The organism is Cryptosporangium aurantiacum (genome assembly GCF_900143005.1).
GTDB lineage: Bacteria > Actinomycetota > Actinomycetes > Mycobacteriales > Cryptosporangiaceae > Cryptosporangium > Cryptosporangium aurantiacum.
In genome coordinates this window covers 699,548-725,919 of record NZ_FRCS01000001.1, presented here as the reverse complement: position 1 = coordinate 725,919, position 26,372 = coordinate 699,548, and the positions used below count along the sequence as shown (strand labels likewise).

At 71.9% G+C, this 26,372-nt stretch carries 18 protein-coding genes and 2 pseudogenes; 6 read left to right on the top strand and 14 right to left on the bottom strand.

The window, feature by feature from the left end; all coding sequences use genetic code 11:
- Nucleotides 1–45: 45 nt before the first annotated feature.
- The 4 genes from BUB75_RS03105 to BUB75_RS03090 all read right to left on the bottom strand — a co-directional run bounded on the left by BUB75_RS03105 (nucleotide 46) and on the right by BUB75_RS03090 (nucleotide 6,272).
- Nucleotides 46–2,946, bottom strand: a complete 2,901-nt coding sequence (locus tag BUB75_RS03105) for a vitamin B12-dependent ribonucleotide reductase (protein WP_073251171.1) — start codon at nucleotides 2,944–2,946, stop codon at nucleotides 46–48.
- A 237-nt stretch (nucleotides 2,947–3,183) separates the two neighbouring features.
- Nucleotides 3,184–3,720: a transcriptional regulator NrdR gene (nrdR, locus tag BUB75_RS03100; protein ID WP_084740162.1), complete on the bottom strand. Its 537-nt coding sequence runs from the start codon at nucleotides 3,718–3,720 to the stop codon at nucleotides 3,184–3,186.
- 291 nt (nucleotides 3,721–4,011) lie between these two features.
- Nucleotides 4,012–5,361, bottom strand: a complete 1,350-nt coding sequence (locus tag BUB75_RS03095) for a B12-binding domain-containing radical SAM protein (protein ID WP_073251169.1) — start codon at nucleotides 5,359–5,361, stop codon at nucleotides 4,012–4,014.
- A 173-nt stretch (nucleotides 5,362–5,534) separates the two neighbouring features.
- On the bottom strand, nucleotides 5,535–6,272 hold the full coding sequence (locus BUB75_RS03090) for a LysM peptidoglycan-binding domain-containing protein (protein ID WP_143175000.1): 738 nt from the start codon (nucleotides 6,270–6,272) through the stop codon (nucleotides 5,535–5,537).
- Between the two features lie 515 nt (nucleotides 6,273–6,787).
- Between BUB75_RS03090 and lexA the strand changes: the two are divergent.
- Nucleotides 6,788–7,462, top strand: a pseudogene (gene lexA, locus BUB75_RS03085) (transcriptional repressor LexA); the annotation flags it as partial.
- A gap of 109 nt (nucleotides 7,463–7,571) precedes the next feature.
- Here lexA and BUB75_RS03080 read toward each other — a convergent pair.
- Complete coding sequence (locus tag BUB75_RS03080) at nucleotides 7,572–9,908, bottom strand: hypothetical protein (protein ID WP_073251164.1); 2,337 nt, start codon at nucleotides 9,906–9,908, stop codon at nucleotides 7,572–7,574.
- Between the two features lie 241 nt (nucleotides 9,909–10,149).
- The gene (gene hflX, locus BUB75_RS03075) at nucleotides 10,150–11,625 is read right to left on the bottom strand and encodes a GTPase HflX (protein WP_084740161.1); all 1,476 of its coding nucleotides are present in this window, start codon (nucleotides 11,623–11,625) and stop codon (nucleotides 10,150–10,152) included.
- Between the two features lie 377 nt (nucleotides 11,626–12,002).
- Between hflX and BUB75_RS03070 the strand changes: the two genes are divergently transcribed.
- The gene (locus BUB75_RS03070) at nucleotides 12,003–13,391 is read left to right on the top strand and encodes a malic enzyme-like NAD(P)-binding protein (protein ID WP_073251162.1); all 1,389 of its coding nucleotides are present in this window, start codon (nucleotides 12,003–12,005) and stop codon (nucleotides 13,389–13,391) included.
- 100 nt (nucleotides 13,392–13,491) lie between these two features.
- Here the strand turns inward: BUB75_RS03070 and BUB75_RS03065 are convergent, their stop codons facing one another.
- The 5 genes and pseudogenes from BUB75_RS03065 to BUB75_RS03045 form a co-directional block, all read right to left on the bottom strand.
- Nucleotides 13,492–13,911 (bottom strand): hypothetical protein, encoded by a 420-nt coding sequence (locus BUB75_RS03065; protein ID WP_073251159.1) that lies wholly within the window; start codon nucleotides 13,909–13,911, stop codon nucleotides 13,492–13,494.
- A gap of 39 nt (nucleotides 13,912–13,950) precedes the next feature.
- Complete coding sequence (locus BUB75_RS03060) at nucleotides 13,951–14,784, bottom strand: inositol monophosphatase family protein (RefSeq protein ID WP_073251157.1); 834 nt, start codon at nucleotides 14,782–14,784, stop codon at nucleotides 13,951–13,953.
- A 137-nt stretch (nucleotides 14,785–14,921) separates the two neighbouring features.
- Nucleotides 14,922–15,773 (bottom strand): annotated as a pseudogene (gene dapF / locus BUB75_RS03055) (diaminopimelate epimerase); the annotation flags it as partial.
- 49 nt (nucleotides 15,774–15,822) lie between these two features.
- Nucleotides 15,823–16,908: a tRNA (adenosine(37)-N6)-dimethylallyltransferase MiaA gene (miaA, locus tag BUB75_RS03050; RefSeq protein WP_143174999.1), complete on the bottom strand. Its 1,086-nt coding sequence runs from the start codon at nucleotides 16,906–16,908 to the stop codon at nucleotides 15,823–15,825.
- Complete coding sequence (locus BUB75_RS03045; RefSeq protein ID WP_073251153.1) at nucleotides 16,905–17,660, bottom strand: class III extradiol dioxygenase subunit B-like domain-containing protein; 756 nt, start codon at nucleotides 17,658–17,660, stop codon at nucleotides 16,905–16,907. The genes miaA and BUB75_RS03045 overlap by 4 nt, the downstream gene beginning before the upstream one ends.
- A gap of 991 nt (nucleotides 17,661–18,651) precedes the next feature.
- On the opposite strand from BUB75_RS03045, the gene BUB75_RS03040 reads away from it, so the two are divergent.
- A complete protein-coding gene (locus BUB75_RS03040) occupies nucleotides 18,652–19,833 on the top strand; it encodes a DUF349 domain-containing protein (RefSeq protein ID WP_073252680.1) in 1,182 nt (393 codons plus the stop codon).
- A gap of 32 nt (nucleotides 19,834–19,865) precedes the next feature.
- The gene (locus BUB75_RS03035) at nucleotides 19,866–20,834 is read left to right on the top strand and encodes a TAXI family TRAP transporter solute-binding subunit (RefSeq protein WP_178379749.1); all 969 of its coding nucleotides are present in this window, start codon (nucleotides 19,866–19,868) and stop codon (nucleotides 20,832–20,834) included.
- Here the strand turns inward: BUB75_RS03035 and BUB75_RS03030 are convergent.
- The 3 genes from BUB75_RS03030 to miaB are packed head-to-tail and all read right to left on the bottom strand — an operon-like array spanning nucleotide 20,813 to nucleotide 24,526.
- Nucleotides 20,813–22,336, bottom strand: coding sequence for a sensor histidine kinase (locus BUB75_RS03030; protein WP_073251151.1), 1,524 nt, complete (start codon nucleotides 22,334–22,336; stop codon nucleotides 20,813–20,815). The two genes, BUB75_RS03035 and BUB75_RS03030, sit on opposite strands and share 22 nt — an antisense overlap.
- 2 nt (nucleotides 22,337–22,338) lie before the next feature.
- Nucleotides 22,339–23,043, bottom strand: coding sequence for a response regulator transcription factor (locus tag BUB75_RS03025; RefSeq protein ID WP_073251148.1), 705 nt, complete (start codon nucleotides 23,041–23,043; stop codon nucleotides 22,339–22,341).
- Nucleotides 23,044–23,047: 4 nt separating this feature from the next.
- Nucleotides 23,048–24,526 (bottom strand): tRNA (N6-isopentenyl adenosine(37)-C2)-methylthiotransferase MiaB, encoded by a 1,479-nt coding sequence (miaB, locus tag BUB75_RS03020; protein ID WP_073251146.1) that lies wholly within the window; start codon nucleotides 24,524–24,526, stop codon nucleotides 23,048–23,050.
- 128 nt (nucleotides 24,527–24,654) lie between these two features.
- On the opposite strand from miaB, the gene BUB75_RS03015 reads away from it, so the two are divergent.
- Entirely contained in the window at nucleotides 24,655–25,413 is a 759-nt protein-coding gene (locus tag BUB75_RS03015) for an amino acid ABC transporter ATP-binding protein (protein WP_073251144.1), read from the top strand.
- A gap of 59 nt (nucleotides 25,414–25,472) precedes the next feature.
- Nucleotides 25,473–26,348 carry a glutamate ABC transporter substrate-binding protein gene (locus tag BUB75_RS03010; protein WP_073251142.1) on the top strand — a complete coding sequence of 292 codons (876 nt, stop codon included), beginning with the start codon at nucleotides 25,473–25,475 and terminating at the stop codon, nucleotides 26,346–26,348.
- Nucleotides 26,349–26,372: the final 24 nt, after the last annotated feature.

The window sequence follows — 26,372 nt, the reverse complement described above, 5'->3', positions numbered from 1 at the left end:
ACGCCGCCGCCCCCTGGGCGTCCCAGGGGGCGGCGGCGGTACGCGTCAGCTGCAGCCGGAGGTGCTACCGCAGCCCTCGCAGACGAAGCAGGACCCGGCGGGCCGCATCTTCGTGCCGCAGGTGAGGCAGAGCGGTGCGTCCGCGGCCGTGCCCTGCACCAGCTCCAGCAGCTCGGTCGACGAGTGCGCGCTGCTCAGGTCACGCGGCGCCGGAGGCTGCGGGGCCTCCTTCTTCGGGGCCGGTGCCGACACCGGCGCCGAGACCGCGAGGCCCGCGATGTCGACGTCGTCGTTCGACGTGCCGTCGAGCTCGGCGGCCCGCTCCGAGTTCGTCAGGATCCCCATCTCGGCGCGGGTCTCCTTGGGCAGGTGGTCGAGCGCGAGCCGCCGGAAGATGTAGTCGATGACCGAGCTGGCGATCCGGATGTCCGGGTCGTCGGTCATACCGGCCGGCTCGAACCGCATGTTGCGGAACTTCTCGACGTACTGCTCCAGCGGGACGCCGTACTGCAGCGCCACCGAGATCGCCACCGAGAACGCGTCCATGATCCCGGCGAGCGTGGAGCCCTGCTTGCCGAGCTTGAGGAAGACCTCGCCGACACCGTCGTCCGGGTAGGTCGACGCGGTCAGGTAACCCTCGGCGCCGGCCACCGAGAACGAAGTGGTCGTGCTCGGGCGGGTCTTCGGCAGGCGCTTGCGCACCGGCCGGTACTCGATGACGGTCTGCACCTCGGGCTCGGCCGCCGCGTTGCCCGCAGCGCGCGCCGCGTCCGCCTTCTTGCCACCGACCGACAGCGGCTGGCCGACCTTGCAGTTGTCGCGGTAGACGGCGAGGGCCTTGAGGCCGAGGCGCCAGCCCTCCGCGTACACCTTCTCGATGTCCTCGATCGTCGCGGACTCGGGCAGGTTCACGGTCTTGGAGATCGCGCCGGAGATGAACGGCTGCACCGCGGCCATCATCCGGACGTGACCCATCGGGCGGATCGAGCGCTCGCCCATCGCGCAGTCGAACACCTCGTAGTGCTCGCGGCGCAGGCCGGGAGCGTCCACGACGTGACCGTGCTGGGCGATGTGCTCGACGATCGCCTCGATCTGCTCGTCCTGGTAACCCAGGGAGCGCAGCGCCCGCGGCACCGTCTGGTTGACGATCTGCATCGAGCCGCCGCCGTCGAGCTTCTTGAACTTGACCAGGGCCAGGTCGGGCTCGATGCCGGTGGTGTCGCAGTCCATCATCAGGCCGATCGTGCCGGTCGGAGCCAGCACCGAGGCCTGGGCGTTGCGCCAGCCGTTCTTCGCGCCGATCTTCAGGCCGTTCTGCCACTCGGCGGTCGCCAGCTTGAGGATCGCGGCGTCGTCGGCGCCGACCGGGCGCACCGCGTCGTTGGCGGCCGCGTGCTTGCGCATGACCCGCTGGTGGCCCTCGGCGTTGCGGGCGTAACCCTCGTACGCGCCGACGATGCCGGCCAGCTCGGCCGAGCGGCGGTACGCGACACCGGTCATCAGCGACGTGATCGCCGCGGCAAGCGAGCGGCCGCCGTCCGAGTCGTACGCGTGCGCGGTGGCCATCAGCAGCGCGCCGATGTTCGCGTAACCGATGCCCAGCTGGCGGAACTTGCGGGTGGTGTCTGCGATCGGCTCGGTCGGGAAGTCCGCGAAGCAGATCGAGATGTCCATCGCGGTGATGACCAGCTCGACGGCCTTCACGAACGTCGGCCCGTCGAACGTGCCGTCCGGGCGGAGGAACCGCATCAGGTTCAGCGACGCCAGGTTGCAGGACGAGTTGTCCAGGTGCATGTACTCCGAGCACGGGTTGGACGCGGTGATCCGGCCCGACTCCGGCGTGGTGTGCCAGTCGTTGATCGTGTCGTCGTACTGGATGCCCGGGTCGGCACACTCCCAGGCGGCCTTCGCGATCTTGCGGAACAGGCCCTGGGCGTCGACGGTGTCGATCACCGAGCCGTCCAGGCGGGCACGGAGGTGGAACTCCCCGCCGTCCTCGACCGCCTTCATGAACTCGTCCGAGACGCGGACCGAGTTGTTCGCGTTCTGGTACTGGACGCTGTTGATGTCCTTGCCGCCCAGGTCCATGTCGAACCCGGCGTCCCGCAGCGCGCGGATCTTGTCCTCCTCGCGCGCCTTAGTCTCGACGAACTCCTCGATGTCGGGGTGGTCGACGTCGAGCACGACCATCTTCGCTGCCCGGCGGGTGGCGCCTCCGGACTTGATCGTCCCGGCGCTGGCGTCGGCGCCGCGCATGAAGCTGACCGGGCCGGACGCCGTGCCGCCGCTGGCCAGCAGCTCCTTGGACGACCGGATCCGGGACAGGTTGAGACCGGCACCGGAGCCGCCCTTGAAGATCAGGCCCTCCTCCCGGTACCAGTTCAGGATCGAGTCCATCTCGTCGTCGACCGAGAGGATGAAGCAGGCGCTCACCTGCTGGGGAGCCGCCGTGCCGACGTTGAACCAGACCGGCGAGTTGAAGCTGAACACCTGGTGCAACAGCATCCAGGCCAGCTCGTGCTCGAAGATCTCGGCGTCCTCCGGCGTCGCGAAGTAGCCGTAGTCGACCCCGGCCTTCCGGTACACGCGGACGACGCGGTCGATCAGGTGGCGAAGGCTGTTCTCCCGCTGCGGCGTCCCGAGCGCGCCCCGGAAGTACCGGGTGGTGACGATGTTCGTGGAGTTCAGCGACCAGAAGTCGGGGAACTCGACACCGCGCTGCTCGAAGTTGACCACGCCGTCGCGCCAGTTCGTCATGACGACGTCGCGGCGCTCCCACGTCACCTCGTCGTACGGGTGGACGCCCGGCGTGGTGAACACCCGCTCGACAGTCAGGCCCTTACCGACCGGTCCCTTGCCCGCCGACTGGGCCGCGGCCCGCCGCGTCTGCGCCCGCGGTGCCGGCGCGGCTGTGCTGTCGGTTGATGAGCCAACTGTCTCGGTCATCGGCGTCCCCTGTCCCTCGTGAAGATTCTCGCCTGTAGACGAACTCTTGGCCCACGTTGCGTGGGCATGGCGAAGCGCGCGCTGACGCGCTCGCCGGGTTGTGCTTAGGAATTCCGCTTTTCGATTACTCGAGCGCACGCGAGAGCCGCGCTCCGGCGTTTCGGGTCCGCCCCGAACCGAACCGCCGTGCCCGGCGGCATCGCCGGACCATTCACACCTGTGTCGCGCCCGGCCCGCCTAGGGGCTGATGGGCTGAAGCTGATCGGCCGCCAGCGGCGGTGACGCGGTCACGTCGACCACCGGACGGGGAGCGTCGGCCTCGTCTGCGGGCCGGTTCTCCCGGAGCGCGGCGATCTCCGCTTCGAAGTCCTCCAGCGAGGAGAACGCGCGGTAGACGCTGGCGAACCGGATGTAGGCCACCTCGTCGAGTTCGCGGAGCGGACCGAGGATGGCCAACCCCACCTCGTGCGACGCGACCTCGGCGGCGCCCCGTGCCCGGACCGCCTCCTCGACCTTCTGGGCCAGTACGGCCAACGCGTCCGCGTCGACCGGCCGCCCCTGGCATGCCTTGCGGACACCCGCGACGACCTTGGCGCGGCTGAACGGCTCACTGACCCCACTGCGCTTGACGACGGCCAGCACCGGCTCCTCCACCGTGGTGAAGCGCCGGGAGCATCGGGTGCAGGAACGCCGCCGCCGGGTGACCTGGCCGTCCTCGGCTTCGCGGGAGTCGACCACCCGCGAGTCGGGGTGCCGGCAGTACGGGCACTTCACGGTGCGCCCTCCTTCCCGTCGCTCGTGCCGTCGTCCATCCAGTGCTCGAACCGTACGCACCACGGAAGGATCGGCGGCCCTCAACAGGACCTCGACCCTACTGGTAGGTGAGTTACATGCCCGTAAGCACTAGATCTAGTGGCGACAGTAGGCCTGTGGTCCCACGACCGCAAGCCGACCCGCCGGAGAAATCGCGGATCTCGGACGAAACACCGGCAACTTCTACGGGCTGTTGATCACCGGTGACACAGCGCGCAACGCTCGGCGCGGTTATCCACAACCTGTTGTGGTTCACTCGGCGGCGGCCCACGACTGGTAGCGTTCTTCCGACTCCGGTGCGGGTTCGTCGCGGTAGTGCCGGTAGGTGGCCAGCACCCGCTGGTAGTCGATGCCGAGCACCGGTCCCTCGCCCCGGGCGGCGATGTCGGTGTCGCGCCAGATCGAGTAGTCGGCCGGGTCGCGCAGTAATCCGTTGGCCGCGCAGTACTCGTACATCTCGGTGCCCGGCAGCGGGTTGAGGATGTTCGGGTTCGGGAACGTCGGGGCGACCGCATCCATGAACGCGTGGTGGGCCGCGTAGTCCTCGTCGGTCTCGGTCGGTACACCGAGCAACAGGTTCGCGCCCACCTGGACGTCGTACTCGCGGCAGAGCTGCGCCACCGCGACACCGTCGGCCACCGACGTGCGCTTGCGCATGAACTCCAGCAGCCGCTGTGAGCCGCTCTCGAAGCCGAACCAGACCGTGATCCGCTGCCCCTCCCGGTCCCGCCCGGTCTGGGCTTCGCCCAGGCATTCGGCGAGCGCACGGTTGAACCGGTTCACGTGCCCGTTGAACATCAATCCGACGTGCGGCAGCTCCGCGTCCATTCTTCGGACGACGCCCGTCAGCAACGGCAAGTTGAGGGTGGCGATCGGGTCGGCGATCGTCACGAAGTCCACACCCCAGCGGCGGACGTACTCGTGCAACTCGGCCATCACCCGGTCGACCGAGCGGAAACGTCGGCGCGGCGGCTCGAACACCGAGCGGTTCGGCAGCTCGCAGAACGTGCACTGCATCGGGCAGCCCCGGCCGAGTTGCAGGTAGACCGGCCGGTAGCCGTCGGAGCCCGCGTAGACGCCGCGGTAGCAGTCGAAGTCCGCGTAGGGCGGCAACGCGTCGATGTCGGGCCAGGGCGTCCCCTCGACGACACGCGGCAGTTCCTCGCCCGCGGCCACCCGGTCGTACAGGTCGAGAATCGCCGACTCACCCTCGCGCCGGATCACACAGTCGAACGCGCCGGTCGCCACCGTGGCCTCGGTGTGGATGCTGGCGTGCACCCCACCGGCGACCACCGCCCGCCCGGGCCGCCGGACCGCATGGGCCAGCGCGACGGCCTCGGCCGCGTTCGGCGACAGGTAGCTGAACCCGACGAGGTGCGGATCGAAGTCGTCGACCGCGGCGAGCAGGGCGTCGGCCGGCTGCAGACGCGAGTCGAACAGCTCGACGTCGCCCCCGTGCTCGAGCAGCAGGGTTCCCAGCAGCTGCGGACCGATCGGCGGGCTCATCACCGGCCGGGACTCGCTCTCCGGCTGGCCCACGTAGACCAGCGCGACGCGGAGCTGTCGCCGCCGGGGCGGCCCGTTGCCCTCTCCGGCGTCCATGCACACTCCGATCCGGCGCGATCCCTCGCGGCCGCCGCCGCCCGCGCCGGAATGCCACCCTACCGAGGCTCCCGAGGTCCGTCGGGTGCGGGCAATCGTCCCGCGTGGAGGCGCTGCACATTCTGTGCCCCTATGAGGGCACAAAGTGTGCAGCGCTTCGCGGCGCCGCGGCTCTAGTGAGCGGGGAGGAGCAAGCGCTCGCCGACTCGGACGGTGGAGTCGGACATGTCGTTGAGTTCCCGGATCTCGGCCATCGTCTCGCTGCGCGGCCGGTCGGGTGCGATGTCCTCGGCGATCGTCCAGAGCGTGTCGCGTTCGGTGACGACCATGCTGCGGGACGACACCGGGGTGACGCCGTCGGCCCGGGTGGACACCGAGAACGCGAACGCGGTCAGGGCCACGCCGACCAGCGCGACGCTGCGTACCAGCGCCCTCCCCCGGCGGGTGAGCCGCACCGGCGGTGCCCCGGCGGAGTGCGGTGCCCGCCTCGGGTCGGCCGCGCGAGGCGTCGCCACCCGACGCTTGCGTCCCGGCGCGGACCGCGGCCCCTCCGGGCGCCGCGGCGCAGGCACGCGCGCAGCGCCGTCCCGCGCCGGCCCGTCGCCCACAGCGGCACGCGCCGCCTCGCCCGCAACCCGCTTCGCCCCGCCGGCCTGGCACCGCGCCGCTCCGCGAGCCGCGGCCTCCCGCGGCGCCCCATCACGCGGCGCCCGGTCGCGCGGCGCCCCATCACGCGGCGCCGGGTCGCGCGGCGCCGCGTCGGGCGCTGCGCGGCGCACGCGACGCACGTCGCCGCTTCGCCGCACCGGCCGCCCGTCGACGGCCCGCAACGCCGCCGTCCGCCCTGCACCGGCCCGGACTGCCTGCTCGAAGGGATCGAAGTGGATCGCGTCGTCGGACAGCGTTGGCACCAGCTTGAGCGTGACCACACGCACCCCCGGGGAAGCCGAACACGTACGAAAGTTCGAACGAACGCGTGTACGATCTCTACCATGTTCCGGGGCTCGTTACCAGGCTTGCCTGCCGTTTAGTTCGACCGTATGTTCGGTCCCGGCGGCGCGACACCTCCTCGGTCGCGCGGACCGACCGGACCCGGCCGAACCGGGCGCAGGCATACCGCTATCCGACGCGCCGACGTCGTACGTTTGTTTGAAATCCTCGTCCACAGTGGCTACGGTCTACGGACGAGGTGACGGCGGCGGTGCCGTCAGACGAGGAGGAAACCGTGACGCGACAGGGCCGCAGCTCGACGGATGGAGCCGGTGGCGACAACCCCGCCCAAGCCGCCGGCACCGGCCGGGTCGAGGCAGTCGCCGATTCCGGCGTCGTCAAGACCGCCTCCGACGGGGCCGCCCCCTCCACGGAACCGGCTCCCGCCGCACCGCGCCGCCGCGGGCGCCGCAGCACCACCACGGCCGGGACGCCGCTGAGCCCGCGCCAGCGCCGGATCCTCGAGGTGATCCGCGACTCGGTGGAGACCCGCGGGTACCCGCCGAGCGTCCGGGAGATCGGTGAGGCGGTCGGTCTCACCTCGCCTTCCAGCGTCGCCTACCAGCTGCAGGCGTTGCAGGAGAAGGGGCTGCTCCGGCGCGACCCCAACCGCCCTCGTGCGGTCGACATCCGCACGCCAGGCGCCCCGACCGGCGGCCGGGACACGGTCGTCGAGATCGGCGGCGGCGTCAGCACGGCTCCGGGTAGCGCCCCGGCGGCCGACGACGGACGCCCGGCGCCGGTGAACGTTCCCGTGCTGGGACGTATCGCCGCCGGCGGGCCGATCCTGGCCGAGCAGGCCGTCGAGGATGTGTTCCCGCTCCCCCGCGAGATCGTCGGTGACGGCAACCTGTTCCTGCTGCGCGTGGTCGGTGACTCGATGGTCGAGGCGGCGATCTGCGACGGCGACTGGGTGGTCGTCCGCCAGCAGCCCGACGCCGACAGCGGTGACATCGTGGCCGCGATGCTCGACGGCGAGGCCACCGTGAAGCGGCTGCGTCGGCGCGACGGGCAGGTGTGGCTGGTGCCGCACAACGCCGCCTACGAGCCGATCCCCGGCGACGAGGCGACGATCCTCGGACGCGTCGTCACGGTGCTCCGCCGCCTCTGAAGCACCCGGCGCTACGCCGACACGCCGATGGCCGGCCCCACGGACGGGGCCGGCCATCGGCGTTCAGCGTGTCGAGAGCGTCAGCCGTCGTAGCGGGCGCGTTCGGACGTCAGCCGTCGTAGCGGACGCGTTCGGACGGTGGTGGCGGCGGACGCCGTCCACCCGGCGGCGGTGGCGGCGGACGCCCGTCGTCGTCGCGCCAGGCTCCGCTCGGGTCGCGCCGTCCGCGGTCGGCGCCGTTCGGGGGGCGCTCGCCGGGCGGAGGCGGCGGACGCATCCGGTCACCGGCCGGCGGACGTGCCCGCCCGGTGCCGGTCGTCTCCCAGTCCGGGTCCCGGCCACCGCGCACGTCGCCGGTGTTACGACCACCGCGAACGTCCCCGGTGTTCCGGCCGTCACCGCGCACGTCACCGGTGTTCCTGCCGTCGCCACGGACATCGCCGGTGTTTCGCCCGTCGCCGCGCACATCGCCCGTGTTCCGGCCGTCGCCACGGACATCCCCGGTGTTCCGGCCATCCCAGCCCCGACCGTCGGTGTCCCGCCCGTCGCGTCCACCGGCCTCGCGTCCGCCGGTGTCGCGTCCCCCGTCACGGCCACCCGCATCGCGTCCGCCACCGTAGGTCGTGCCCGGGGGCATCGGCGGCGGACCCGCGCGCCGGGCGCGCGTCGGAGCAGACCGGTCTACCGGCGGGGGCGGCGGAGCCGCACCCGGCCGAGCCGAACCACGGCCACCCGGACCGGGTATGGGGCGCGGCGCGGCGCCGGAGTCGCGCACCCGGCCGCCGCCGGTCGTCTCGGGATCGGCAGCACCGCGGGGTGGCCCGGCCGGGCGCCGGACGCGACCTCCGCCGGTGGTCGTCGGATCACCGGGCACGGGCCGGGTCGGTGGCGGACCCTGCGGGCGACGCACCCGGCCGCTGCCGGTCGTCTCGGGGTCGAAGCCGCCGGACGACGCGGACGAACCGGATGAACCGCTGCCGTACACGGTGCCGCGTCCGGACGGCCCGGACACCGGCGCGGCTCCGGACACCGACGCCGCACCGGACACCGAGGCGGCACCAGCGGCCGGCCCCGCCCCCGGAATCGGACCCGACACCGGGCCGGACACCGACGCGGCGCCCGCGGCCGGGCCCTCGGAGCGGAAGCCTGCTTCCGGACCGCGCTCCGCGCCCCAGCCACCGGGCCCGGCACCCGCGCCGACCGGCGGCCTCGCCGCGCCACGCGGTGCGGGCGGTGCGGCCGCGCCGCCGCGCGGACCGTCCGGGCGTCCGCCGTAGACCGCACCGGCGACCCGGGGCAGCTGCATGGTCTCCGCGGCGGGCACGAGCTCGTCCGGTTCGCCGGGTCGGCCGCCCGGCCCGTTCCCGACCTGGGGACCGGCACCGACGCGCGGTCCGCGCGGCGGGCCACCGGCCGTCGGGTCCTGTGCCCGCTGGCGGAACCGGACGATCCCGACGATGCCGGCAGCCAGGAGCGCGATCCCGATCAGGCCGACCACCGCGACCAACGAGGTGATCTGGTTGAAGCTGATGCTCGACAAGAACCCACCGTCGGACTCGGAGTCGGCGGCCCCGCCGTCGCTCGCCGCGGTGGTCGCCTTCGCCTGGTCGCCGATCGGCCACTTCTGCAGCGCGGACGCCGGGTTGGCCTTGGTGCCCTCGGGGATCGTCACGAAGAACTTGCCGTCCGGGGAGTACGTGACCGCCTCACCCTGCGTGCCTTGCTGTCCGGTCAGCAACGTCTTGCGCGGTTTGCCGGACGTCATCGCCTTGGCCGCGTCACCGTCCGCGACGTCCCACTCGAAGATCGACGTGTACGTCCGGAGCGCCGCCCGCTTGCCGTCCGGGGAGAGTGCCCCGCCGGTGACCAGCTCTCCCTTGCCCAGCGAGACCGAGCCCACGAGCGTCAGCGGAACCGCCTGCTCGGCGGACTTCGACGGACCGCTGATCGCCTGGCTGGCCTGGTAGACCTTCGCGTCGCCGGTCGGCGACTTGGTGACGACGACCGGGACGTTGTTGTTCTGGACGAGCAGCGCTTCCGCGTTCTTCGCGCCGTCCGGGTAGCGCATCCGCTGGATCGTCGGCGTGCCCGACGGCGGGAACAGGTGGACGGCGATCGTCTCCCGCTCGGGGGCGGAATCGCTGTCACCGATGTCAGCTACCCAGTACGAGCCGTCCGACGTCCGGGCCAAGTCCTCGGGGTCGAACGGGTCGACGTCCGAGGTCAACGTGTCGGTCACCGCACACTTCGCGTCAACCTGGTAGATCGTGACCTGCTGGACCGTGTCGTCACTGTCCGTGATTACCGCGTACCCGTCGTCGACCGCCACCAGACCGCTGATCTCCGGCAACCGCGTGTCGTTCACCGTGCAGACGCTCTGCGGCGCGGCCAAGGCAGCCTGACCGCCCGGCAGCAGGGCGAAGCCCACCCCGAGCAGGAGGGCCACCAGAATCCGTCCACACCGTGTCACGCCCCCAGTCTTGCAGACGAGTGGACGGCTGGTCGGCGGCGTTGCGAAGGACATAGGCCGCCGATCGGGAGAGGCACGTCACCGGCCGTTCACCCGTAGTCCCTTCGGAGGAACACCGATCACGCCTCCGGAGGAACACCGATCACGCTTCGGTGAAGCACCAGCACACAACGGCGGGCCGGCCCATGGACCGACCCGCCGCGTTGTTGTCCGACCGTCACACGTGCTGGGAAGTGCCTGCGTACGGCTGGAGCGCCGCCGCCAGCCCGGGATGCACCCGGACGTGAAGCTCGGTGCCGTCGGTCGTGTGCTCGCTGGAGAGCACCTCGCCCTCGGCGTGGATGCGCGACACCAGACCGCCCTGGTCGTACGGCAGCCGGACGTGCAGTTCCAGCGCCGGACGGGGCAGCCGCTCCTCGATCGCCGCACGCAACTCGTCGATACCGAAGCCGGTGTGGGCCGAGACCACCAGCGCGCCCGGCAGCGCCTGCCGCAATTCCAGCAGCGCTTCCGGCGAAGCGGCGTCCGCCTTGTTCACGACGATCATCTCGGGGACCTGGGCCGCCTCGATGTCGGCGAGCACCTCACGCACCGCGTTCACCTGGGCGATCGGGTCGGGGTGGGACCCGTCGACGACGTGCACGAGCAGATCCGCGTCGGCGACCTCCTCCAGCGTCGAGCGGAACGCCTCGACGAGCTGGTGCGGAAGGTGCCGGACGAACCCGACCGTGTCCGACAGCGTGTACTCGCGGCCGTCCGCGGCCTCGGTACGCCGGGTCGTCGGATCCAGCGTGGCGAACAACGCGTTCTCCACCAGCACACCGGCGCCGGTGAGCCGGTTGAGCAGGCTCGACTTCCCGGCGTTGGTGTAGCCGGCGATCGCGACGCTCGGCACCTCGTTCCGGCGGCGAGAAGCGCGCTTGGTGTCGCGGGCCTGCTTCATGCCCTTGATCTCCCGACGCAGCTTCGCCATCCGCTCGCGGATCCGCCGCCGGTCGGTCTCGATCTTGGTCTCACCGGGTCCACGCGTGCCCACGCCGCCGCCGGCGCCACCACCGGCACCACCGGCCTGCCGGGACATCGACTCACCCCAACCACGCAGGCGGGGCAGCATGTACTCCATCTGGGCCAGCGACACCTGGGCACGGCCCTCGCGGGTGTGCGCGTGCTGGGCGAAGATGTCGAGGATCAGCGCGGTCCGGTCGATCACCTTGACCTTGACGACCTTCTCCAGCGCGTTCAGCTGGGCCGGCGAGAGCTCACCGTCGCAGATGACCGTGTCGGCGCCGGACGCCAGGACGACCTCACGCAGCTCGTTGGCCTTGCCGGAACCGATGTACGTGGCCGGGTCGGGCCGGTCGCGCCGCTGCATCAGGCCCTCGAGGACCTGGGAGCCCGCCGTCTCGGCGAGGGCCGCCAGCTCGGCCATCGAGTTCTCGGCGTCCTCGATGGTGCCCTCGGTCCAGACACCCACCAGGACGACCCGCTCCAGCCGCAGCTGCCGGTACTCGACCTCGGTGACGTCGGTGAGTTCGGTGGAGAGCCCGACGACACGGCGGAGCGCCTGCCGTTCCTCCCGGTCGAACTGGTCACCGTCAAAGTCGTCCTCGACCTCGGGTGCGAGCTCGGGACGGAGCCGAATGGCGCTGTCGCCGAGAGCGCCGGCTCGACGTGCGGTGCTCGAAGGGCTCATCGGCAGATCAACTCCATCAGTAGTCAGTGCGGGGTCCTCTCGATCGGGAAACTCCTGCGCACGCATCGTGACACGTGCACCGGGTCGGGGGCATCCGGAATTGTCCGCGCGACCGCGCGGAGGTCCAGCGCAGGGTTCCGGGGAGCGGAACGCTGCACTTCTGCGTCACTCGACCACGTCTACGGTTGGTAACGACGCCACGGCGTTCTGGATTCCCGGTTTCCGGTCACCCAACCTCGAGAACCGCGGACGCGGACGGCGAGGCGGTCTCTGGAAGGATTCCGACGACACGCGCGGCGGGCGCGCCGCACCAGACGAACTCACAGCACCCGGCCTCCACGCGGCCGGCCAGACGGAGGAAACCCGTGTCCAGCCCGATGCCCAGTGCCGGTTTCTCGATCACCATCCGGATCGCCGCTCCCGCCGACCCCACCGGCGTCGGACGGCTCGCTACCGCGGTCGGGTCCGCCGGCGGTGTCGTCAGGGCACTGGACGTCGTCGACTCGGACGCCGAGCGCGTGGTCGTCGACCTCACCTGCGACACCTCCGACGGGCCGCACGCGGACAGCGTCGTCGCGGCGCTGCGGGCACTGGACGACGTCGACGTCCGGAAGGTCTCCGACCGCACGTTCCTGCTGCACCTCGGCGGGAAGATCGAGGTCACCCCGAAGGTGAACCTGCGCACCCGCGACGAGCTGTCCCGCGCCTACACGCCGGGCGTCGCCCGGGTCTGCCGGGCGATCGCCGAGAATCCGGACGACGCCCGCCGGCTGACGATCAAGCGCAACACGGTCGCGGTCGTGACCGACGGCTCGGCCGTGCTGGGGCTGGGCAACCTGGGGCCGGCGGCGGCGCTGCCGGTGATGGAGGGCAAGGCCGCGCTGTTCAAGCGGTTCGCCGGGGTCGACGCGTGGCCGGTCTGCCTCGACACCCAGGACACCGACGAGATCGTGTCGATCGTCCGGGCGCTGGCGCCGGTGTACGGCGGCATCAACCTCGAGGACATCGCCGCGCCCCGATGCTTCGAGATCGAGACCCGGCTGCGCGACGAGCTGGACATCCCGGTCTTCCACGACGACCAGCACGGCACCGCGATCGTCGTGCTCGCCGCGCTGACCAACGCCCTGCGGGTCGTCCGGAAGGACCTCAAGGAGGTCCGGATCGTCGTCTCCGGCGCCGGAGCGGCCGGTACCGCGATCATGAAGCTGCTGCTCGCCGAGGGTGTCGGCGACATCATCGCGTGCGACAAGAGCGGTGCGCTGCACGCCGGGTCCGAGGGGCTGAACCCGAGCATGCAGTGGCTCGCCGAGCACACGAACCGGGACAACTACTCCGGTTCACTGGCCGGGGCGCTACGCGGCGCGGACGTCTTCATCGGCGTGTCCGCCCCGAACCTGCTGACCGGCGACGACATCGCCACGATGGCGGACCGGTCGATCGTGTTCGCGCTGGCCAACCCCGACCCGGAGGTGGACCCCCGGGAGGCCCGCGAGCACGCAGCCGTGGTGGCGACCGGACGCTCGGACGAGCCGAACCAGATCAACAACGTGCTCGCGTTCCCCGGCGTGTTCCGGGGCCTGCTGGACGCCCAGGCACGCGAGTTCACGCTGCCGATGGCGCTGGCCGCGGCCGAGGCGATCGCGAACGCGGTCGGCGTCGACAAGGTCAACCCGAGCGTGATCGTCCCCTCGGTCTTCGACCCCACGGTCGCCCCCGCCGTAGCAGCCGCAGTCACCGACGCCGCCCGCCGGGAGGCGGCCCGTTGAGGACGGGGCTGACGCGCGAGCGTCAGCCCCGTCCTCAACGGGTTCCATCGCCGTAGCAAGACAAATACTCGCGCCTGGCGGCGCTTCAACAGCAACTGCGCTAGGCGGACGCTGTGCGTAGTGCGTTCGCGGGCGGGCGTAGGTGCGTCTCGGGGGCCGCGCGTAGTGGCGGTTCCGGGGGCACCGGAATCTCCGCCGCGCCGGCCGCGGGGCGGGGCTTCGGGCGGCGGCGGGACCGTTGCCCGCTGCTGCCGCCCGGCCCGAGGTAGATGAACAGCCCGTTGACCGGATCGGGCACCGCGTCGAGCGCTGCCTTCACCGCGGGCGTCGCGCGGAACCGCAACCAGTCGTCCACGTCGTCGAACTCGACTTCGAGGACCAAGCCCCAGTCGCGCCGCACCCAGCGCCAGTCCTTGGCTCCGTGCGTCACCGCCGCCTCGATCAGGTACTCACGGTGCGACGCGAACCACACGTCCGCCGAGAACCGGCCGTCGAGAACCTCGATCGTCCAGATCTCCATGCGTCCACGGTCACCCTTCCCCGCAACCGTGGCAATACCTCAGGCGTAGGACGCGGGGTCGCCCAGGGCGGCGAGCAGGTCGGCCAGCTCACCGACGACGCCCGGCCGACCCACCAGGATCGAGCGGCTCCGGAGGCTCCACTCGCCGCCCTCCAGGTCGCGCAGCTCACCGCCGGCCTGCCGGAGCAGCAGCGCTCCCGCCGCGTTGTCCCAGGCGTGGTTGCCGAAGTTCAGCGCCGCGCCGACCGCGCCGGAAGCGGCCCAGGCGAGCTCGACCGCGGACGAACCGAACATCCGCACCCGCAGCGCCTGGTGGGCGATCGCGTTCGCCAGCGCCATCCGGTACCGGAACGGGTAGCGCGGGGTCGGGCCGCCATGCGTGCCCTTCGGCGCCACGTTGCCCAGCGCGATCGTGACGTCGTCCAACCCGGCGGGCTGGAGCGTGGGCATCGCCTCGCCGTTGCGCTCCAGCGGACCGCCGTCGATCGCCTGGTACGCCTCACCGAACATCGGCAGCCGGATCAGGCCGACCACCGGCCGGCCCTCCTCCAGCAGCGCGAGGCTGATCCCGGTCAGCGGGATCCGGGCGGTGTAGTTCGCGGTGCCGTCGATCGGGTCGAGGACCCAGGTGACGCCGGTGTGCAGGTCGGGCCCGCCGAACTCCTCGCCGTGCATCGACAGCCCGGTGCGCTCGGTCAGCGCCGCGGTGATCTGCCGCTCCAGCGCCAGGTCGGCGGCGGTCGCCCAGTCCCCGACGCCCTTGACGACCTCTTCCTTCGCGCCGATCTCGCTGATGAAGTACGGCGTCGCCTCGTCGAGGACGCCACCGGCGATCCGTGCGAGTTCCCGGAGCTGACCCGCATCGAGGCTCACGCGCGCGGCCCGACCGTCGCGGCGCGCGGCGCGGACGCCGGCGACGCCGGTGCGTCCAGCACCGCCGGAGCAACGGGTGGCTTCGGCGCGGGGATCGCCTCGATCGACGCCGGGGTCTCGACCTGCACCGCGGCGAGCCACTGCGGCGAGAGCTGCCCGCCCGCGACCAGCACCGCGGGGCCCTCCAGCAGCGTGGTGGCGGTGGTGACCGTGATCCCGACCCGTCCGCCGGGAACGTCGACCGCGACCCGCCCGGTGGTGCGGCCCGCCGACCGCAGCGCTACGGCGCCGACCGCGCAGGCCCCGGTGCCGCAGGACCGCGTCTCGCCGGAGCCGCGCTCGTAGACCCGCATCCGCACGTGCAGGTCGTAACCCTCCGGGGCCGGGACGCCCGGCGCGGTGCGCGACTCGCCGCCCAGCACGTTGACGACCTCGACGTTGACGCCGGTCGGGAACGTCGCCGGGTCGAACTCCGGCGCGGACGAGAGGTCGATCTCGCCGACCGGCAGCGCGGTGCCGCAGACCAGGTGCGGGTTACCCATCGAGACCGCGATGCCGGCGAACGGACGACCGCCGACCTGCACGACGGCCTCGGTGCCGATCACCGCCGGACCCATGTCCACGGTGATGTCGCTCTCGCCGCCGGGGACCACGACCAGCTTGGTTCCGGCCCTGGTCGCGATCCGCATCGTCCCGGCCTTGGCCAGCCCGGACTCCACCAGGTACCGGGCGAACACCCGGATGCCGTTGCCGCACATCTCCGCGATCGAACCGTCGCTGTTGCGGTAGTCCATGAACCACTCGCCTTCCAGCCCGAGCCCGTCCGGGATCCGGGTGGTGCGGACGACGCGGAGCACCCCGTCGGCGCCGAGACCCGCGCGGCGGTCGCAGAGCACGCGCACGAGGTGCGGCGAAACCTCCAGCTGACCCTCGGGATCGGGCAGGATGACGAAGTCGTTCTCGGTGCCGTGGCCCTTGGCGAACGGCACGGGCCCGATGACGGGATTCCCGGGGGATGGTGCGGAGGCGCTCACGCCTCTAGATCCTACGAGGGTTGTCGCGTGCTTCCGGCGCCAGTTTCTGTGACCCCTGAGGCACAAGTGCCAAGGCCTCGTCCAGTACCCGCTGCTCATCGCTCGGGTCGAGCCACCGCACCCGGGCGTCCCGGCGGAACCAGGACCGCTGCCGCCGGACGAAGCGCCGGGTCGAGGCTTGGGTGGCGGTGATCGCGCCCGGTTCGTCCAGTTCGCCGTCGAACATCCGCAGCACCTGCGCGTACCCGAGCGCCCGGGACGCCGTCCGCCCCTCGCGCAGCCCGACGCGTTCCAGCGCGCGCACCTCTTCGACCAGGCCGGCCGCCCACATCACGTCGACGCGCTGCTCGACCCGGGCGTCGAGCTCCTCCACCGGCCGGTCCAGGCCGATCCGGACGGCCGGGTAGTACGGCTGCGGCTCGGTGGGCAGCTCCGCGGCGAACGAGCCGGTCAGCGCGATCACCTCGAGCGCCCGCACGATCCGGCGTCCGTTGCTGGGCAGGATCGCGGCCGCCGCGGCGGGGTCGGCGGCCGCCAGTCGCGCGTACAGCGGGGCCGGTCCGTCCGCGGCGAGTTCGGCCTCCAGCGCGGCACGCAGCGCGGGGTCGGTGCCGGGGAACTCCATCCGGTCGAGTACCGCGTCGACGTACAGCCCGGAGCCGCCGACCAGGATCGGCACGCGTCCGGCCGCGCGCAGTTCGTCGATCGTCGCGCGGGCCAGCCGCTGGTAGGCGGCAACGCTGGCGGTCTCGGTGACCGGCCAGACGTCGAGCAGGTGGTGCGGGACGCCGTCCCGCTCGGCGAGCGTCAGCTTCGCCGTGCCGATGTCCATGCCGCGGTAGAGCTGCATCGAGTCGGCGTTGACCACCTCGCCGCCGAGCGCTTTCGCGAGCGCGACACCCAGCCCGGACTTCCCGGTCGCGGTGGGCCCCACGACCGCGAGAACAGCCGGCCCTCCGACCAGCCCCGACAGGCCGACCGGGCCAGCCGGGCCGACCAGGCCCGCCGAGCCGGCCGGGTTCGACACGTCCGACACGTCCGGCGCGTCCGGCGCGTCCGGCGCGTCCGGCGCGTCCGGCGGGAGCGTCACACCGGCGACCAGGACGCGACCAGGTACCCGACGCCGTACGGTGCGTCCGTCGACCGCAGCTCGCCCTTCCACGGACGCCCGTCGGCCTCCACCGCACCGGCGAGGATCTGCCACGGCGCTCGGCCCGCGGCGAGCAGTTCGCGGGCCAGCGCCGGGTCGAGCGCGCCCAGCGCGGCGGTGTCGACGGCGGCCAGCGCGTCGGCGACCGCGGTGTCGAACGGCACCGCCCGCGGATCGAGCGCTCCGGGCGCCTTCTCGTCCCGGCTCGCCGAGCCGTCGCCCATCACCAGCAGCACGGTCGGGGTCGGGAACGCGGCGATCCGGGCGCCCAGGTCGGCGCACTCGGCCGGGGTCGCGTGCTCGGTGACGACCCGGGCGCGCACCGGACCGGGGTACCCGGCCTCGCGCAGCAGCCAGACACCGACGGTCACCGAGAGCGGCAGCGACGGGGCCGCGGTGCCGGGCTCGCCCCGGGTCAGCGCGACCGTCACGTCCGCGCCGTAGCCCGCGAGCGACCCGACCGCGTCGGGTGCCGCGCTGCCCGGCGTCGGACCGGTGCCGACCACCACGACGTCCAGGTCGGTGCCCGCCTCGTCTCCCACGGCGAGAAGGTCACGCACGGCCGCGAGGGCGGTCTCTCGCAGGGCAGCGACCGCCGCCGCGGGACCGTTCGATGGCTGCTGCACCGAGGCGCCGGTGAGCTGCGGCACCAGGAGCGGCGGATGAGGACAGACGGCGGCGGCGAGCAACACCCCGGAAGGGTAACCGCCGGGCCGAATCGGACCGCGGCACGGCAACCGGATATCCGACAGATGCGGGATGAGGCTTGTTGATCCGGCCCTTGCGCACCGCCCTGAGCTTGGGGTACGTGCGAGGCTGGAGGAGTCTCACCGTGCTGTTCGTACGCCTGATCCGCCCGGAATGATCGACAGATGCAGCACCGATCGCCCCATCGGTGCGAAGTAGTTCGCCGGAACCTGTGACAATGCTCGTCAGGCAGCCCACGACCCGGCCTGCGGCCGCTCCCGCGGCGGCGACCGGCTCACCCAGGGTGGCGCAGCAGATGCGGTGGTGAATATACCCGCCACCGGAACGGGAACGAGGATGGTCATGGACACTTCCGGCAGCGACAGCACCGCGGCCACGCCGCCTGCGAGGACGCCTGCGGAGTCGTCGCCCACGGAGTCCGCGGACGTGGCGGCGGCTCCGGCCGCGCCCGCGTCGGCCGACGTCAGCCCGCCCGCGGACGCCGCCGGGCAGGCCCAGCCGTCCGGGGAGACCCAGCCGGCCCAGCCGGACCAGTCGGACCAGTCGGCCGAACCGGCCGAGGCGCCGGGCCCGGTCGCCGTCACCCCGGCCGAGATCGCCGCCGCCATCGCGCCGTCCGCGTCCGCGCCCGCCGAGACGAGCGAGCCCGCCGCCGTCACCCCGGCCGACGTGTCCGCCCTCGTCACCCCGGCCGACGTCGCACCCCCCGCGACCCCGGCCGACGTCGCACCCCCCGCGACCCCGGCCGACGTCCCGGCCGCGCCCGCAGCCGCGACCCCGGTTGACGTCGTCCCTGGCGCGAGCCCGACGGACGTCGCTCCCGCCGGGACCCCCGCCGACGTCGCTCCCGCCGACGTTGCGGTCACGCCCGCCGATGTCGCGCACGCTGCCACCCCGGCGGATGTCCCCGCGGCCGCGGCCGAGGCCCCGGCCGGTCCCACCCCCGGCAGCACGTCCGCGGGCGACTTCGGGTGGATCGACGCCGAGGGCACCGTCTACGTCCGCACCGCCGAGGGCGACCGCGCGATCGGCTCCTGGCAGGCCGGCACCGCCGAAGAGGGTCTGCACCACTACCAGCGGCGCTACGACGACCTGGTCACCGAGGTCGAGCTGCTCGAAGCGCGCCTGAACGGCGGCATGAGCGACGCGGCGCACACGAAGTCCTCCGCGGCCCGGCTGCGCGAGTCGCTGGCCACCGCGGCCGTCATCGGCGACCTCGCCGCGCTGGCCACCCGGCTCGACACGCTGATCGAGTCCTCCAGCGCGAAGGCCGACGAGCAGAAGGCCGCGAAGGCCCGCGCCCGCGAGGAGGCCACCGCCCGGAAGCAGGCACTGGTCGCCGAGGCCGAGGACATCGCCACGAACTCCACCCAGTGGAAGGTCGCCGGCGACCGGCTGCGCGACATCCTCGCCGAGTGGAAGACGATCCGCGGCGTCGACCGGAAGACCGACACCGAGCTGTGGCGCCGCTACGCGGCGGCCCGTGACGGGTTCAGCCGCCGCCGGGGTAGCCACTTCGCCGGTCTGGACGCGCAGCGCAAGCAGGTCCAGGCGATCAAGGAGCAGCTGGTCACCGAGGCCGAGGAGCTGGCGGAGTCGACCGACTGGCAGGCCACGGCCGCGCGTCTGAAGCAGCTGATGGCGGACTGGAAGGCTGCTGGGCGGGCGCCCCGGGACGCCGAGGAGCAGCTCTGGAAGCGGTTCCGGGCCGCGCAGGACACTTTCTTCGCGCACCGGTCGGCGACGTTCTCCGAGCGGGACGCCGAGCTGAAGGGCAACCAGACCAAGAAGGAAGAGCTGCTGGCCGAGGCCGAGCGGATCGACCCGGAGACCGACCTGCGGGCCGCTCAGGCCGCGATGCGCGACGTGCAGGCCCGCTGGGACGAGATCGGCCGGGTGCCGCGCGAGGCCGTCGCGCACCTCGACCGGCGTCTGCGTGCGGTCGAGGAGCGGGTCCGGGTCGCCGCCGACGCCGAGTGGCGGCGCGGCAGCGTGGAGAGCAACCCGCTGCTTGCTCAGATGCGGGAGCAGGTCGCCAAGGCCGAGAAGCAACTCGAGCGCGCCCGCGCGCAGGGTGACCAGCGTCGGATCGCCGAGGCGGAGAAGGCGCTGGCCTCCAAGCGCCAGTTCCTCAACCTCGCCGAACAAGCGGGGTAGTCCTGCCCGTCCTGACCCGGCGGCGACGCTGGGTGCTGCTGGTCACCGTGGTGGCGCTCGCCATCGCCGCGGTCGGGCTGGTGGCGTTACGTGGCTGCCGCGAGCCGGTGTGTGATCCGGTCCACTACCCGCCGGGTGGGATCCGGATCAGCACCGGCGGCGTCGGCGGCGTCTACGAGGCGTACGGGCTGGCGTTCGAGGAGGTCCTCGCCGACGAGCTGCCGGAGCTCCGCGTCCGCGTCGACAACAGCAGCGGGTCGGTCGACAACCTCACCCGGCTGGCCGGTGGACGCGCCGACCTCACGTTCATCTCCGCCGACACCGCGTTCCGGATCCCGGCGCTGGAGGAGGCCGCCGGCGCACCCGGCCGGATCCGCGCGGTCGCGCGGATCTACGACGAGTACGTGCAGGTCGTCGTGCGTCAGGATGCACCGATCCGGACGCTGTCCGACCTGCGCGGCAAGCGGGTGTCGGTGGGGTCGCAGGGTTCGTCGGTGGAGATCACCGCACGACGGCTGCTCGCCGCCGCGCACATGGACGACAACCGGGACATCGTGCGGCGGGGCTACGGGGTGAGCGAGTCCGCGCGGCTGCTTGCCGCCGGGGACCTGGACGCGTTCTTCTGGGTGGGCGGCCTCCCCACCGCTGCGGTGGCGACGCTTGCCGGGACCGTGCCGATCCGGCTGCTGCCGATCGAGCGGTACGTCGCGACGCTGCAGGGCCAGTACGGGTCGTTCTACCAACTCGCCACCGTCCCGGAGGGCACCTACACCGGGGTCCCGGACACCCGCACCGCGGCGGTGCCGAGCTACCTGCTGGCCAGCCGGGCCCTCGACGACGATCTGGTCTACCGCCTCACCGCCGCGCTGTTCTCGCACCGCACCCGGATCGCCGACGTGGTGCCGAGCGGCCGGGTGCTCGACGTGCGGTCGGCGATCAGCACCGCGACAGTCCCGTTGCACCCGGGAGCGGTCCGCTACTACCGCTCGGTCAAGCCCTGACGCTCGGCCAGGACCTCGGGCGGCGGCGCGTCGGCTGCGGTGGCCGGGCTCATGACGTCCGAAGTGGGCTTTTCGGGCGGGGAAGCCGACGACGGCGGCGCGGGAGGCGCCGGCAGCACACAGGTGACCGCCAGGCCGCCCTGGGGGCCCGGGCTCACCTCCAGCCGGGCGTCGAACGTCTGCAGCAGCGACGTGACGATGCTCAGGCCCAACCCGGTGCCGGGGACGTTCGCGTGGCTGGGGCTGCGCCAGAACCGGTCGGTGACCTTGTCGAACTCGGTCAGCGGAAGGCCGTCGCCGTCGTCGGAGATCGTCAGCCGGACGACGCCGGGCGACCCGGCGCCTGCCCGCAGCGCGGCGACGATGACGCCGTCGTCACCGGCGTAGCGGCTGGCGTTGTCGAGAAGTTCGTCGAGCACGCGGGCGAGCGACTCCGGGTCGACGACGGCTTCGGCGCTCGCGACGCCGGACCGCACGAGCATCTGTCCGCGCAGGTCGGCCCGGACGCGCCAGGCGGACAGCCGCTCGTCGAGGACCGTGCCGACGTCGACCCGCCGCACCGCACCGAGGTGCCGTTCGGCGCGGGCCAGCGCCAGCAGCTCCTCCAGGACCCGCTGCAGCCGCTGCCCCTCACGTACGGCCTCGTCGTACTCGGTTTCCGCCCGCGCGGGCAGCTGACCGCCGTGGTCGTCCGCGACCGCGTCGGCGAGGTTCCCGACCCGCAGCAGCAGCGCGGTCAGCGGGTTGCGCATCTGGTGGGACGCCTCGGCGACGAACGCGCGTTGCTGTTCGAGCGCACCGCTCACGGTGGCGGCCATCTCGTTGAAACTTCGCGCGAGGCGTCTCAGCTCCGGTGGGCCCGTACCCACCGGAGCGCGCGATCTCAGGTCACCGGACGTGATCGCGTGCGCCGCCGCGTCGAGGCTGCTGACCGGTCGCAGCACCCAGGTCGCGAGCGCGTCGGCGACCGCGACGAACAGCGCGATCGCGCCGAGGCTCAACGCCGCGAGCACCAGCCAGACGGTGCCGACCCGGGTTCTCAGCGCGTCGGTCGGCGACACCGTGACGACCACCCCGGCGACCCCGGCGCCCTCCCCCGCCAGGAACGGCACCGCGACGACCAGCGGATGGTTCTCCCACGGCCAGATCACCATCTCCTCGGTGCTGCGGCCGGAGAGCGCGGTGTCGACCCGATCGCTGACTGCCGGATCGTCCAGGTCGACGCGTGCGGAGCTGAGCAGCACGGTCCGGTGGGCGTCCAGCACCACGGTCGGGATCCCGTAGACGTCGTGGTAGCGGTCGATCTCGGCGCGCAGCGCGTTCACCTCCGAGCTGCCCGAGCCGTCCCGGAGCAGCAGCGCGAACCGGTTCGTGTCCTGCAGCCGGTCGATGAAGACCTGGCGCTGGGCGTTCGTCGCGTAGTTCATCGCCAGCGGCGTCAGCAACGCGACCACGACCAGCGCGATCAGCGTCAGCAGGAGGACGAACAGCCGGGCGCGCACGGTTACCCGGCCGGAAAGCGGTAGCCGACGCCGCGGACGGTCTCGATGACGCCGGCGACGCCGAGCTTCGCCCGCACCGCGGCGACGTGCACCTCGAGCGTCCGCTGGTTGCCGACCCAGGCGGAGTCCCAGACCTCGGCGAGGATCCGCGACCGGGTGAAGACGATCCCGGGCTGCCGCGCCAGCATCGCGAGCAGGTTGAACTCCTTACGGGTCAGCGGGACCGCTTCCCCGTCGACGGTCACCTCCCGCCGTTCAACGTCAATTCGGACGCCGCCCGGCCCGGCGATCGTGCTGGAGGCGGGCGCGGGAGTCTCGTCCACCGGTGACTCCGGCGGCGCGGTGCGGCTGGCGCGACGGGTCACCGCGTGAATGCGAGCCACCAGCTCGCGGGGGTCGAACGGCTTCGTGACGTAGTCGTCCGCGCCGACGTGCAGGCCGTGCAGCCGGGTGGACATGTCGGTGCGGGCGGTCACCATGATCACCGGGACGTCGCAGAGCTCGCGGATCCGCTTGCAGAGCGCCAGCCCGTCGAGGTCGGGTAACCCCAGGTCGAGCAGGACGACGTCGTGCCGGGCGCCGGTGCGTAACCGCTCCAGCGCCCGCTGGGCACTGCCCACCCGGTCGACGTCCATCCGTTGCCGGGTGAGGTTCACCGAGAGCGCACCGGCCACCCGGTCGTCGTCCTCGATCAGGAGAACCCGCATGGGTCTATCCGCAGACCGGGGCCGGCGCCACGGGCGGCGGGCCGAGCGTGGGCATGCCGAGACCGACGCCGGAAGTCCTAGGCTTGAGGCCCGCTTCGACGTTGTCACCGGCCCGGGTGCGGCGGTGGCTCTTCACTGGGCCCTCGGCGATCAGGTGGTGCGGTGCCGCGTACGTGATCGTGCTGTGCACGATGTCGCCGGGCCGGATCACGCTCGCGTCGCCCGCGAAGTGCACCAGCCGTCCGTCGCGCGCCCGCCCGGTCATCCGGCCGGTGCCCGCGTCCTTGCGACCCTCGCCGGTGGCGACCAGCAGCTCGACGTCCCGCCCGACCAGCTTCTTGTTCTCGGCCCAGGAGATGTCCTCCTGGAGCGCGATCAGCCGCTCGTAACGCTCCTGGACGACCTGCTTGGGCAGCTGGTCGGGCATGGTCGCGGCCGGCGTACCCGGGCGCTGCGAGTACTGGAACGTGAACGCCGCGGAGAACCGGGAGGCGGCCACCACGTCGAGCGTCGCCTGGAAGTCGGCCTCGGTCTCGCCGGGGAAGCCGACGATGATGTCGGTCGTGATCGCCGCGTCCGGCATGGCGGCGCGGACCCGGTCGAGGATGCCCAGGTACCGCTCCGAGCGGTAGGAGCGGCGCATCGCCTTCAGGACGGCGTCCGAACCGCTTTGTAGTGGCATGTGGAGTTGGTGGCAGACGTTCGACGTGGCGGCCATCGCGTCGATCACGTCGTCGGTGAAATCGCGCGGGTGCGGGGACGTGAACCGGACCCGCTCGAGGCCTTCGACGTCGCCGCAGGCGCGGAGCAGGTTCGCGAACGCGGAGCGATCACCGAACTCGGCGCCGTACGAGTTCACGTTCTGCCCGAGCAGCGTCACCTCGAGCACACCCTCGGCGACCAGCGCCCGGACCTCGGCCAGCACGTCGGCGGGCGGCCGGTCGGTCTCCTTGCCGCGCAGCGAGGGGACGATGCAGAACGTGCAGGTGTTGTTGCACCCGACCGAGATCGAGACCCATCCCGAGTACGCCGAGTCGCGCCGGGCGGGCAGCGCCGACGGGAACGTCTCCAGCGACTCCTTGATCTCCACCTGCGCTTCGGCGTTGTGCCGGGCGCGCTCCAGGAGCGTGGGGAGCGCGCCGAGGTTGTGGGTGCCGAAGACGACGTCGACCCAGGGGGCTCTCTCGACGATCGTCCCGCGATCTTTCTGCGCGAGACAGCCGCCGACCGCGATCTGCATATCCTTTTTGTGGCGTTTGACCGACGCCAGGTGGCCCAGGTTGCCGTACAGCTTGTTGTCGGCGTTCTCCCGGACGGCGCACGTGTTCAGCACGACGACGTCGGGGTCGGTGCCGGCCTCGGCCGGACGGTAACCGGACGCCTCCAGCAGGCCGGACAGGCGCTCGGAGTCGTGCACGTTCATCTGACAGCCGAAGGTGCGCACCGCGTAGGTGCGCGCTGCCGTTTCGATCGGGGTGCTCATAACACCTCACACCCTACGACCTGCGCCGCTCTCGTTACGCGTCCGTGATCGCACGGTACCTGATCGGTTTGTTCCGATCGATAGTCTTCGGCTCTACACAGGCAGCGCTAACGTCGAAGAGGAGCCCGATGGCTGACGAGCCGAAGACCGAGACTCCACTGGTCTCCGTGCAGGGCGTGAACAAGTACTTCGGCGAGCTGCACGTGCTGCGCGACATCGACCTCGACATCGCGCGCGGCGAGGTCGTGGTGGTCATCGGCCCCTCCGGATCCGGCAAGTCGACGCTGTGCCGGGCGATCAACCGGCTGGAACCGATCGAGAACGGCGAGATCCGGATCGACGGCGTCCCGCTACCCGCCGAGGGCAAGGAGCTGGCCCGGCTCCGCGCCGACGTCGGCATGGTCTTCCAGTCGTTCAACCTGTTCGCGCACAAGACGATCCTGCAGAACGTCACGCTCGGCCCGACCAAGGTGCGGAAGGAGTCGGCCGACGCCGCCCGGAAGCACGCGATGGAGCTGCTGGAGCGGGTCGGCATCGCCAGTCAGGCCGACAAGTATCCGGCGCAGCTCTCCGGCGGTCAGCAGCAGCGGGTGGCGATCGCCCGCGCGCTGGCGATGCGCCCGAAGGTGATGCTCTTCGACGAGCCCACCAGCGCGCTCGACCCCGAGATGGTCAACGAGGTCCTGGACGTGATGACCTCGCTCGCCAAGGACGGCATGACGATGGTCGTCGTCACCCACGAGATGGGCTTCGCGCGGCGGGCCGCCGACCGGGTCGTCTTCATGGCGGACGGCCAGATCGTCGAGGCGGCCGAGCCGGACACGTTCTTCACCAAACCGACGTCCGACCGGGCCAAGGACTTCCTGTCCAAGATCCTCACCCACTGAGACTGCGCCTCGGGTTTCGACCCGCCGACCTACCCGACGGATCCCCAGGAGGAGATCGAATGAAGCTCCGGAAGCTCGCCGTAGTGGCGATCGCCGGCGCCCTCGCGCTCAGCGCGTGTGGCAAGGAGGGCGATAGCGGCACCGACGAGCCGACCTCGGCGGTCGAGAGCGCCGTCGCAGTCTCCGGCTCGAAGACCTTCGACGCGATCAAGCAGCGCGGCAAGGTGATCATCGGTGTCAAGGAAGACCAGCCGAACCTCGGTTACAAGGACCCCACGACCAACGAGTACTCCGGCTTCGACATCTCGATGGCGAAGCTGATCGCTGCCAAGCTCGGCTACGGCGACGACAAGATCGAGTACAAGGCGATCCCGTCCGCCAACCGCGAGCAGGCGATCGTCAACGGGGACATCGACTACTACGTCGGTACCTACTCGATCACCGACAAGCGCAAGACGCAGATCTCGTTCGCCGGCCCGTACTACGTCGCCGGCCAGGACCTGCTCGTGCGTAAGGACGACACGTCGATCACCGGCCCCGAGACGCTCGCGGGCAAGACGGTCTGCTCGGTCACCGGCTCCACCTCGATCCAGCGGATCAAGGAGGAGTACAAGCAGGCGAAGACCGTCGAGTTCGAGAAGTACTCGCAGTGCGTCGACGGCCTGCTCAACAAGCAGGTCGACGCGGTGACCACCGACGACGCGATCCTCAAGGGCTACGCGGCCCAGCAGCCGGACAAGCTCAAGGTCGTCGGCAAGCCGTTCTCCGAGGAGAAGTACGGCGTCGGCCTGAACAAGGACGACAGCGCGCTGCGCGGCAAGATCAACGACATCATCGAGGCGTCCGCGAAGGACGGCGAGTGGAAGAAGATCTACGACGCCACGCTCGGCAAGTCGGGATCTGACGCCACGCCGCCGGCGCTCGAGCGCTACTGAGTTCCTCACCTCGTGGGGCCGTCC